The 9421-nt window shown below is 67.0% G+C and carries 10 protein-coding genes and 1 pseudogene; 3 read left to right on the top strand and 8 right to left on the bottom strand.

The annotated features are described in order from the left end of the window. From ACJ8AT_RS25980 to ACJ8AT_RS25950, 7 genes are all read right to left on the bottom strand, one after another. The coding region (locus tag ACJ8AT_RS25980) for a 3,4-dihydroxy-2-butanone-4-phosphate synthase (protein ID WP_407740552.1) at nt 1-295 on the bottom strand (295 nt) is incomplete at its 3' end. A gap of 17 nt (nt 296-312) precedes the next feature. After that, nucleotides 313-957 (bottom strand): riboflavin synthase, encoded by a 645-nt coding sequence (locus tag ACJ8AT_RS25975; RefSeq protein WP_407740551.1) that lies wholly within the window; start codon nt 955-957, stop codon nt 313-315. 159 nt (nt 958-1116) lie between these two features. Beyond that, nucleotides 1117-1584 carry an SRPBCC family protein gene (locus tag ACJ8AT_RS25970; RefSeq protein WP_407740550.1) on the bottom strand — a complete coding sequence of 156 codons (468 nt, stop codon included), beginning with the start codon at nt 1582-1584 and terminating at the stop codon, nt 1117-1119. Between the two features lie 62 nt (nt 1585-1646). After that, nucleotides 1647-3047 carry a hypothetical protein gene (locus tag ACJ8AT_RS25965; protein WP_407740549.1) on the bottom strand — a complete coding sequence of 467 codons (1401 nt, stop codon included), beginning with the start codon at nt 3045-3047 and terminating at the stop codon, nt 1647-1649. A gap of 86 nt (nt 3048-3133) precedes the next feature. Then, nucleotides 3134-4384, bottom strand: coding sequence for a cytochrome P450 (locus ACJ8AT_RS25960; protein WP_407740548.1), 1251 nt, complete (start codon nt 4382-4384; stop codon nt 3134-3136). 52 nt (nt 4385-4436) lie between these two features. Next, the gene (locus ACJ8AT_RS25955) at nt 4437-4631 is read right to left on the bottom strand and encodes a ferredoxin (protein ID WP_407740547.1); all 195 of its coding nucleotides are present in this window, start codon (nt 4629-4631) and stop codon (nt 4437-4439) included. Beyond that, on the bottom strand, nt 4600-5259 hold the full coding sequence (locus ACJ8AT_RS25950; RefSeq protein ID WP_407740546.1) for a TetR/AcrR family transcriptional regulator: 660 nt from the start codon (nt 5257-5259) through the stop codon (nt 4600-4602). Before ACJ8AT_RS25950 ends, ACJ8AT_RS25955 begins: the two co-directional genes overlap by 32 nt. Nucleotides 5260-5350: 91 nt before the next feature. Between ACJ8AT_RS25950 and ACJ8AT_RS25945 the strand changes: the two genes are divergently transcribed. Both ACJ8AT_RS25945 and ACJ8AT_RS25940 read left to right on the top strand, forming a co-directional pair. Further along, a complete protein-coding gene (locus ACJ8AT_RS25945; protein WP_407740545.1) occupies nt 5351-5845 on the top strand; it encodes a PilZ domain-containing protein in 495 nt (164 codons plus the stop codon). A 150-nt stretch (nt 5846-5995) separates the two neighbouring features. After that, a complete protein-coding gene (locus tag ACJ8AT_RS25940) occupies nt 5996-7366 on the top strand; it encodes a cytochrome P450 (RefSeq protein ID WP_407740544.1) in 1371 nt (456 codons plus the stop codon). A 15-nt stretch (nt 7367-7381) separates the two neighbouring features. Here ACJ8AT_RS25940 and ACJ8AT_RS25935 read toward each other — a convergent pair whose 3' ends face one another. Beyond that, entirely contained in the window at nt 7382-8926 is a 1545-nt protein-coding gene (locus tag ACJ8AT_RS25935; RefSeq protein WP_407740543.1) for a PQQ-binding-like beta-propeller repeat protein, read from the bottom strand. 303 nt (nt 8927-9229) lie between these two features. On the opposite strand from ACJ8AT_RS25935, the pseudogene ACJ8AT_RS25930 reads away from it, so the two are divergent. Beyond that, a pseudogene (locus tag ACJ8AT_RS25930) lies at nt 9230-9421 on the top strand (cytochrome P450); the annotation flags it as partial.

Raw genomic sequence — 9421 nt, 5'->3', positions numbered from 1 at the left:
TGGAGACGGTGAAGGCCGTCTGGAAGGACGAGGTGTTGTCCTGCACCATCAGCGGCAGGTTGAGCCGGCGCAGGCGCTGCTCGGTGAGCGACAGGCAGATGAGCCCGCGCCCGTGGGTGGCCATGAAGTTGATGGCCTCGGGGGTCACCTTCTCCGCCGCCATGACGAGGTCGCCCTCGTTCTCGCGGTCCTCGTCATCCGTGAGGATGACCATGCGCCCCTTGCGGATGTCCGCGAGCGCCTTGTCCACCAGCGAGATGCTGTTCGTCTCGTGCTGCCTGTTACCGCGCACCATGCGTGTTTCCTTCACGATCAACCGCCGAAACCGGCCGCCTTGATGACCGCCTCGGAGAGCCCACCACCCGGGCCCTGGCGCAGCGACACCAGCCGCGCCACGTACTTGCCAATCATGTCCCCCTCCAGGTTCACCCGCTCGCCCACGGCCTTGGCGCGCAGCGTGGTGCGCTCCTGGGTCTCGGGGATGAGCTGAACACTGAAGCGGTCCGTGCCCACCGAGTTCACGGTGAGGCTGATGCCGTCGATGGCCACCGAGCCCTTCTCGATGAAGAAGGGGGCCAGCTCCCCGGGGAGCCGGAAGACCATCACCCAGGAGCCGCCCTCGGGCCGCGTCTCGAGCACCTCGCTGACGGCGTCCACGTGCCCGCTGACGAGGTGGCCGCCCAGCCGGTCTCCCAGCGCGAGCGCCCGCTCGAGGTTGACGCGCGAGCCCGGGGCCACGGCGCCCAACGTGGTGCGCCGGAGCGTCTCGGGAGCGGCCTGCACGCGGAACGAGTCCCCGGCGCGCTCCACCACGGTGAGGCAGGCGCCATCCACGGCGATGGATTCACCGAGCGCGAAGTCCTTCGCGCCCAGGGCCGTGCGAATCCACACGTCCGTCATCCCGCCGGGGATGACCCGCTCCACCACGCCGATGTCCTGGATGAGCCCGGTGAACATATCGGGCTGGCTTATAACGGATTCAGGACCGGGGATCCGCTCCCCACCCGCTCCGCCCTCCCCTGCCCGGCAGGCGGGCTCACCGGAGCCATCATCACGCCCCCCTCTCGAGGCTCGGTAGACGCCTGCCCGGATGCTCGCCGGAGGAAGGGCCTCGGCTCAGGTCCGCTTCGAGCCCTCGATGTATTTCGCCATCGCCTCCAGGTCGGAGAGGAGGTTCTTCTTGAAGCCGCCCACCATGAAGCGGCCGAGCAGCTCCAGGAGAAAGCCCATGCCGCCGATCTCCGCCGTGAGCGACAGGGTGGTGGCGTTCCCGCCCGAGGGCTCGAGCAGATAGCGGTAGCGGAAGTGGCCGCGTTTGGAGCTGCCCTGCGTGCCATCCACGTACAGCTCGAGCGACCTGCCGGGCTCGAAACGGGTGACCTCGTACACCTCACTGGCGTTGCTGCCGAACATGCGGCGCGTCTCGCGCCACTGGGTTCCCACCCCGAACGGGCCCGGGGAGAGCTTCTCGATACCCACGAGGCTCGGCATCCACTGCTTCGCGGAGTCCAGGTCCTTGAGGACGGCGAAGACCCGGTCCGGTGACGCGGCGATCTCCTTGCGCACGGTGAATTCGATGGGCATGGCGAGGACCCTACCCGTCCCGTGCGGAGGTGCTCAAGGAGCCGCCGCGTCCCGTCTCCCGCTCAGAGTCCGGGAGCGTTCACCAGCGTGACGGAGAGCCGGCTCCGGCCGAAGTCATAGGTGTACGAGCCCGACGTGGCGGTGACGGAATAATAGGACTCGGGGGACATGAGCCACTCGTCCCCGCTGTCCGAGTCCCAATCCATGACGCGGACGCGGAACGTGGGGGCCTGGGTCTTGATTGTATAGAAGCGGTTGCGCGGCATCCTCCCGGCCAGGCTATGCCACGTATTCATGGGAGGGTTCTGCCACACCCACGACACCTGGGCGCCGCTGTCGCCATCGACGATGCCATCCGCGTAGCCGTCGTGGGTGTCCGAGCCCTTGCCATCGCTGAAGAAGAGATTGAAGTAGGGATCGGACAGGTCCCCGCTCGGGTCCTGGTTGGACGCGATGTAGAGCGAGTTGAGGGTGATCTCCACCGCGTAGGGATTGCAGTCGAAGTCGCGGGAGAAGGCGGTGGTGGTCTTGAAGTATTGGCCGACGAGGTGGGCGGGGTCGAACGTCAGCTCGCCGGGGAAGACGGGTCCATCATCCTTGTCATCCCAACCCCAGGGCGCGTTCGCCGAGTTGGTGGAGCAGCTCGACCCCGAGCCACACCCGCCTCCCGTGTCGCCGCGGAAGGTGCCGAAGTTGGCGAAGGTATTGGAATCGAAGCGGTGGTCCCACAGCCCACCAGCCGCGAAGATATCAATGAGCTGGTAATAGGCGGTGGGCTGGGAATTGGCGCTGGAGGGCGTCGCGGGAGCGGTGGCCGTCTCATAGCCGAGATAGGGTTTGGACGGGTAATACCAGATGCCATCGCCGTCCTGCACGTGGCTGCCGCCATAGGCATACAGCCCGTGGCCCTTGGACTCCTGGTACGTCATGGGATGGCCGCTCGAGACCAGGAGCGAGCCATCGATGCCCTCCGCGTTGGCGGAGAAGTGGGTGCCGCCCGCCGTGTAGCTGAAGTGGTCGGTATGGGCGACGGTGACGGCGCCCTCCAACTGCCCGTACTGAGTGCCATCCCGGTAGACGGTGACGAGCAGGCCTTCCAGGTCGTTCTCGTGCTCCTGGTCGAACGCCGTGTCGGTCCAATCCTGAGGGTGGTAGAAGGCATACACGATGTACCAGTGCGTCGGGGTGCTCGTGACGCTGTAGTACACGTAGGGGAGTGGATTGGCCGTCATCGCCTCGGCCGCCTCCCAGTTGTCGTTCATGATCCAGTCGCCGTCGAAGTCGGCCCGCGACAGCATGTCCGAGCGGTACTTCGTGGAATCGGCGTCCTGGTGGTGGACGGGAGCGTACCGCCACGCCAGATCCCGGCTCGTGGTGGCATTGCAGACCGCCGCGCCGGCATCGAGCGGCACGGCGGCCATCGCGAACAACACGGGCAACAACAGACGGATTCGTGACGACATGGGGCTTCCTTCCGCGTGGGGGGGACGACGGCTCGAACCCTACCCCCAACCCGGAATTCAGGTGAAGCCACGAATCCGTGATTCCATCATTCCGGACGCAGACGGAGCTCGAGCGTCTCCATGCGGCGGATGACGGGGTGCGGCCCGAACGAGGGCGCCTGGGTGAGCTTCAGCTCGGGGAAGCGCTGGATGAGGGTGCCCACGGCGATCTGCACCTCGAGCCGGGCCAGGCTCGCGCCGATGCAGTAGTGGGCCCCGTGGCCGAACGCGATGCTCGCGTTGGTGGTACGCCGCACGTCGAAGACCTCGGCCTTGTCGAACGCGCTCTCGTCGCGCAGCCCGCTGCCGAGCATGAGCAGCAGCATCTGCCCCTTCTTGATCTGCTGCCCGCCGAGCTCCACGTCCTCGAGCGCGTAGCGGGCGATGCCCATCTTCCCGAAGTGGTCGAAGCGCAGCACCTCGTCGATGACGCCCTTGAGGAGCTCGGGCTCGGCCTTCACCTGCGCGAGCAGTCCGGGCTGCGTCAGGAGGTGGAAGACCGTGAAGCCGATCAGGTGGATGGTGGTCTCGAAGCCGCCCACGATGAGCCCGGACACCAGCGAGAGGAGCTCCTGCGTGTTGAGCTTGTCCCCCTGCTCCTCGGTCTGGATGAGGGTGGTGAGGATGTCGTTCTCCATCGGGTTGCGGCGCCGGTCCTCGATCGTCTCCCGGATGAGGACCATGCCCTCGCGGATGTCCGCGCGCAGGCCGGGGAGATCCTCGGGACGCACGAGGGCGGGGATGAAGGTCTTGACCACGGCCTCGGTGAAGCGCTGGAAGAGCGCCTCGCGCCCCTTGGGCATGCTCAGCATGGAGCCGATGACCCGGGCCGGAATGTGGTCCGCGATGTCCGTGACCACGTTGACCGTGCCCTTGGCCCGCACGGAGTCGAGGATCTCATCGACGATGGCCTGGATGTCGGGGCGCAGCCGCTCGATGGCGCGCGGGGTGAGCGCCGGGCTGATGAGCTTGCGCAGCCGGACGTGATCCTGATTGCCCACCGACAGCAGCGACTGCCGGTTCATCTCCGCCAGCTCGGGGATCTGCGTGGCGGTGCCCGCCACCGCGGCGAGCTCCCACTCGTTGCGGTCGCTGGTGAAGCGCTTCGTGTCACGGAGCACGGCGATGATGTCGTCATACCGGCTGACCAGCCAGGCGCGGTTCTGCGCCCACCAGGCGATCGGCGACTCGGCCCGCAGCTTCTCGTAGACGGGATAGGGGTTCACATCGTGCCCGGGACCGTATGGATTGAAGTCCACGGCGGGCCGGGCCGGGTTGTGATTGTCGGGATGCAACATCGGCTGCTCCTTGGGGGGTACTTGCTGGGGGTTTGACAGCGGAAGGCGGGGCTCAGTCCTCCGACAGCGAGAGCGCGTGGCGCGGGCAGTCGCGCACGGCCTTCTCCACCCGGGCGCGCTGCTCGGGCGTCACCTGCTCGGAGAGCACGTGCAGGGTGTCCTTCTCGTCCACGCGGAAGAAATCCGGCGCCGCGCGCACACAGAGTCCATTGGCTTCACAGCGATCCCAATCGACCACGATCTTCATTGCTCGGCTCCAGGGGGGTTGTCTCGGAATGGGGGTACGACGCCTTCAAGATTCGCAACACGAGCTCCAGGGGCGGCAGCGCGCTGGCCGGATTCATGACCCTGCCGATGGCCAGGCCCTTGACCATCGCCATCCACGCGCGCGCGAGCTCCTCGGGAGGGCCGGGCGTCACCGCGCCGTCGCGCTGCGCCTCCTCGATGAGCGCCACGAGCGGCTCGTCGATCTGCCGCTGGTAGCGGTTCAGCCCGTCGCGCACCGCGAGCGCGGCGTCCTCGGTGTACGCATGCACGATGACCAGCAGGTGCTCGGGCTCGTCGTACAAGCCCCGCATCATCCGCGAGCACAGGTGGACGAGCCGCTCCCAGGGCGTCCCCGGCTGCTGCCGCACCTCCGCGACGAGCGTCTCCCACGCCTCCACCGTCTCCTGGATCACCGCGGCGAAGAGCGCCTCCTTGCCCGGAAAGTAGTGGTGCACCAGCCCGTGGCTGATCCCCGCCGCGGCCGCGATGTCGACGATCTTCGCCGCCGCGTACCCCTTGCGCGCGAACACCTCCCGGGCCGCGCGCAACACCGCCCGCCGCCTCTCCCCCTTGAGCTGCTCGAGCTGCGCTGCCTGGCGAGGACACATGGCGCTCCATCAGGGTTGGTTGACTATCCTATCAACCAAAAACCGGGCGGCTCCAGGCCTGAAGTTGGAAATCGAGCTAGAATGGCCCTCCATGGACTTCTCGGTCTGGCTGACGAGCTTCCGGGAGCTGCACGAGCGGGCCCGCCGGAAACTGCATACGAGTGAGGAGCACGCGGAGTACCTGGAGGCGCGCGAGAAGCTGGCCCGCACGCTGCTGGCGGCCCAGGGGCAGAGCCCGCAGCCGGGAGCGATCGCCCGGCGCAACTTCCGGGTCCCCAAGGGGATGAACCTGGATCTCAGCTTCCGCGCCGGCCCGGTGCGCTGCCGCACGCTGGACGTCTCCTCCGGTGGCTTCTCCTGCCTGTTGGAGGGAGAGCTGCTCGGGGGCGAGCCCTGCGGCTTCGTGCTGTGGCTGCCGGGGCCCGAGGACGAGCCGGTGGTGGGCCGCGCGCGCATCGTCGCGCTCTCCGCCTCCGAGCAGGGCCCCCGCCGCGTCTCCTTCACCTTCTCGGACGTGAGCGAGGAGGACCGGGAGCGGCTGGAGATGCTCATCTTCGACCTGGCGCTCAACTACCTCCGCGCCTGAGTCGTTCCGCGGGTGCTGTAGCATTATTTCAGCAGCGTACCGGGCGCGCCAGGGGCGTGACGGAATGAGCCTCTGCCATCTTGAGAGAAGCCGGGAGGAGATGAAAAACTGGTGAGTTGCTGTCACCCCTACCACCTCCCCCGGCAAGAAATGACGAACTCCTCGACAAGGCCCCTGCCGCGTATTCGCGAGTTGCCGCTGCTCGGCAGCATCCTCCCCTTCAGGAATGATCGGCTGAACTTCTTCATGCGCCTGCGACAGGAGTGTCCCGAGATCGCCCTGTTCCATCTGGGACCCGCCCGCGTCGTGATGGCGAATTCACCCCAGATGATCCAGGCCATTCTGGTCACCCACGCGGAGGACTTCGCCGGAGGCTTCATCAAGCAGCTCGAGCCGCTGCTGGGCCGCTACAGCCTGCTCAACCTCGATGGGGAGCCGCACCGCCAGCAGCGCAAGATGATGGCGCCCAGCATGACGCCCCGCTCCATCGCCACGTACGCGCCCATCATGGCGGATTACACCGCCAGCGCCTCGGACAATCTGGCCGAGGGCGAGGTCATCAGCATCCCCCAGATGATGACGGATCTGACGATGCGCATCATCGGCCGGGTGCTCTTCGGCACCGACCTCCAGAGCGATGCGCGTGATCTGGCGGACGCCATCAAGACGGGAATCGACTACGTCGACTACCTCACGAGCAACGTGGTGACGGTGCCCCTGTCCTGGCCCACGCCTCGCAACGTGCGCACGCGCCGCGCCCTGACGACCATCCAGAACAGCATCCAGGCGATGATCGACGAGCGCCGCAAGGCGGAGAAGCCCGACAAGGACATCCTCTCCCTGCTGCTCGCCTACCGCGATGAGAATGGCCAGGGCCTGACGGATGAGCAGCTGCGGCACCAGGCCATCACCCTCTTCCTCGCGGGCCAGGAGAACGTGGCGCTCGCGCTCGATTGGACGTGGCACCTGCTGCTCCAGCATCCCGACGTCTACGCGGCCATGCAGCGGGAGGTCGACGAGGTCCTGCAGGGCCGGCTCCCCACGTACGAGGACCTGGCGCGGCTACCCTACACCCTGCAGATCCTCAAGGAGTCGATGCGCCTCTACCCCAGCAGCTATCTCACCGCGCGCATGCCCGTGCGGGACGTGGTCATCGACGGCTATCCCATGCGCAAGGGAGACCTCGTCCTGATGTCCAACTACGTCCTGCACCGCAGCGAGGCCCTCTTCGAGCAGCCCGAGAAGTTCCTTCCCGAGCGCTTCAGCCAGGAGAACGAGAAACAGCGCAGCCGCAGCAGCTTCATTCCTTTTGGCGCGGGCCCGAAGATCTGCATCGGCAATCACTTCTCCATGCAGGAGGGCCACCTGGTGCTGGCCGTCATGGCCCAACGCCTGCGCTTCGAGCTCATGCCGGGGCCCCAGGTGCGAGCCATCCCGGGCCCCACCCTGCGCATCACCAACTTCCACGTCCGGGTGCACCGCAGGGACGCGCTCGCGAAGCCCCTGGCCGCCGCGGGGTAGGCTCCCGCGGGGCGGCTACCGCTCCACGGAGAAGGCGTAGAACTTGTTGCTCGCCGTGCCCATGCCACCGCGCGAGTAACCCGAGCCCCAGTAGACGGTGCCGTTCACCACGGCGGCACCGGAGTTGATGGAGCCCCCGGCCGCGAAGCTCCACAGGATGGTGCCCGTGCGCGCGTCCATGGCGTACATGTGGCCCTGGGGATCCATCGAGCCGGCGTAGACGACGCCATTGGCCACCGTCACCGCGCCCATCGCCGCGCCGCCCAGCGGATCCGCCGTCTGCCAGAGGATCTGCCCGGTTGCCGGCTCCAACGCGCTCCAGGAGCCGCCGGAGATCTGCTGGCCCGACACGAGCGTATGGGGCTTGTTCTCCCGGTTGGAGTTGGCCACGTAGATGCGCTCCCCGTCGGTCGCCGAGCCCCACATGATGCCGCCCAGCGCTCCGCCCGGCCCCACCAGCGTGTTCCAGACGAGGTTGCCGTTGTCCGGATCCAGCGCCCAGAAGATGCCGCTCTTCTGCCCGGCCCCGAGCAGGTCCCTCTGGCGGCCGTTGATCTTCACCGTGAAGAGCATGGGACCCTGGCCGAAGTCATAGTCGGGGCCCATGGGAGACGGGCACCAGGTCACCCCGGCGGGCACGTAGTTGCAGATATAGGTCCACGCATCGAAGCCCTGCAGCCGCCGCGCCCACTTGATGGCCCCGGTGTTCAAGTCCATGGCCACGAACGCGTCGATGTAGTTGTCCGGGGCCAGGCAGCTCTCGGCCTGCTCGGGGGGCGTGTTGTACACGCACTCCGTCACCGAGTCGGGGACCTCGTAGTTGTTGCCGGTAGTGAAGTAGATGCTGTTGCGGCGGGGATCCACCACGGGGGTGCTGCCCCAGATGGCGCCGCCGCTGTAGCCCTCGGGCACCACGTGCGACTGCCACAGCACCTGGCCGCTCTCGAGGTCCACGGACACCATGCTCCCGCGGAAGGTGCAGCAGGGATAGTTGGGGTCGGTGGCGAAGTACTCCTCGCCCGAAGACATGCCCACGAAGACGCGCCCGCCGAAGATGACGGGCGACTGGGTGATGAGGGCCGCGGGGTGGGGATCCAACTGCGTCTTCCACAGCAGGTCGCCGGTATTCTTGTCGATGGCCATCAGCAGGCCGCCCTGCAGCGCACCGATGACGAGTCGGTCTCCGGACACCGCCGGCGTCACGCGCGAGGCGGAGCCCGGGATGCCCGTGTACTCGGAGATGGAGCGCGACCAGAGCACCTGTCCCGTGCCGGCATCCAGCTTCCACAGCCGGCCGCCGAAGTCCGGGAAGTAGACCGCACCGGACATCACCGCGGGCGTGGCCGAGATGTCACCCGCGGCCGAGAAGGCCCAATGGGTCTTCAGACCCGGCACGTTCGCCGTACCCAGACGGGACTCCGCGGACTGGTGGCGGGTGTTGTTCAGGTCCTGCCCACCCGAGGCCCACTGCGCCCCGTGCACCCCAGCGCCGAAGGCCGGCATCAGCCCAGCCAGGCACATCACCCACCAGGCCCCCACCTGAAAAGCCCGCATCGACATGGTTCGTCTCCTGCCGCCACTCGCAACGACCAAGGTGGAAATAGCTTGAACCACCCTACAGTCGAATTACAAATGTTTCCTTGGAACAGAACACGAAATTCCACCTTGCATCGCTTTCCGTGGAAGAGAGGCAACAGGTCCCGCACTCCGGGATTGACTCGATCAGGCCACACAGTCTGGGGACCACCCATCACGGTGGGTCGTCCGGAATCCGTTCTCGACACCCTGGTGGGCCACGTCTAGCATCCCCCTCCCCCTTCGAGGCTGAACAGCCCGCGACACAGAGAGCGAGGAGAGGAATCAATGGTCAGCGCTGCCCAGCGGCCTAACCTCAACCCCTTCAGCCCCGAGAACCTCGCTGATCCGGTCCCGTTCTATCGGGAACTGAGAACCCAGGATCCGGTGCACTGGTCGGACGTGGTGCAGGGCTGGATCATCACCCGCTACGACGACGTGATGAACTGTGCCCGCGATCCGCGCCTGAGCGCGGATCGG

It is taken from the genome of Hyalangium sp., assembly GCF_045802625.1.
GTDB lineage: Bacteria > Myxococcota > Myxococcia > Myxococcales > Myxococcaceae > Hyalangium.
This window is presented reverse-complemented; position numbering and strand designations above follow the sequence as displayed.

Bases quoted from the DNA above. Each gene is read 5' to 3' on its own strand.
- ACJ8AT_RS25970 (WP_407740550.1), bottom strand. From the start codon at position 1,584: ATGCCCATCGAATTCACCGTGCGCAAGGAGATCGCCGCGTCACCGGAC.
- ACJ8AT_RS25945 (WP_407740545.1), top strand. From the start codon at position 5,351: ATGGACTTCTCGGTCTGGCTGACGAGCTTCCGGGAGCTGCACGAGCGG.
- ACJ8AT_RS25965 (WP_407740549.1), bottom strand. From the start codon at position 3,047: ATGTCGTCACGAATCCGTCTGTTGTTGCCCGTGTTGTTCGCGATGGCC.
- ACJ8AT_RS25955 (WP_407740547.1), bottom strand. From the start codon at position 4,631: ATGAAGATCGTGGTCGATTGGGATCGCTGTGAAGCCAATGGACTCTGT.
- ACJ8AT_RS25975 (WP_407740551.1), bottom strand. From the start codon at position 957: ATGTTCACCGGGCTCATCCAGGACATCGGCGTGGTGGAGCGGGTCATC.
- ACJ8AT_RS25950 (WP_407740546.1), bottom strand. From the start codon at position 5,259: ATGTGTCCTCGCCAGGCAGCGCAGCTCGAGCAGCTCAAGGGGGAGAGG.
- ACJ8AT_RS25935 (WP_407740543.1), bottom strand. From the start codon at position 8,926: ATGTCGATGCGGGCTTTTCAGGTGGGGGCCTGGTGGGTGATGTGCCTG.
- ACJ8AT_RS25940 (WP_407740544.1), top strand. From the start codon at position 5,996: ATGACGAACTCCTCGACAAGGCCCCTGCCGCGTATTCGCGAGTTGCCG.
- ACJ8AT_RS25960 (WP_407740548.1), bottom strand. From the start codon at position 4,384: ATGTTGCATCCCGACAATCACAACCCGGCCCGGCCCGCCGTGGACTTC.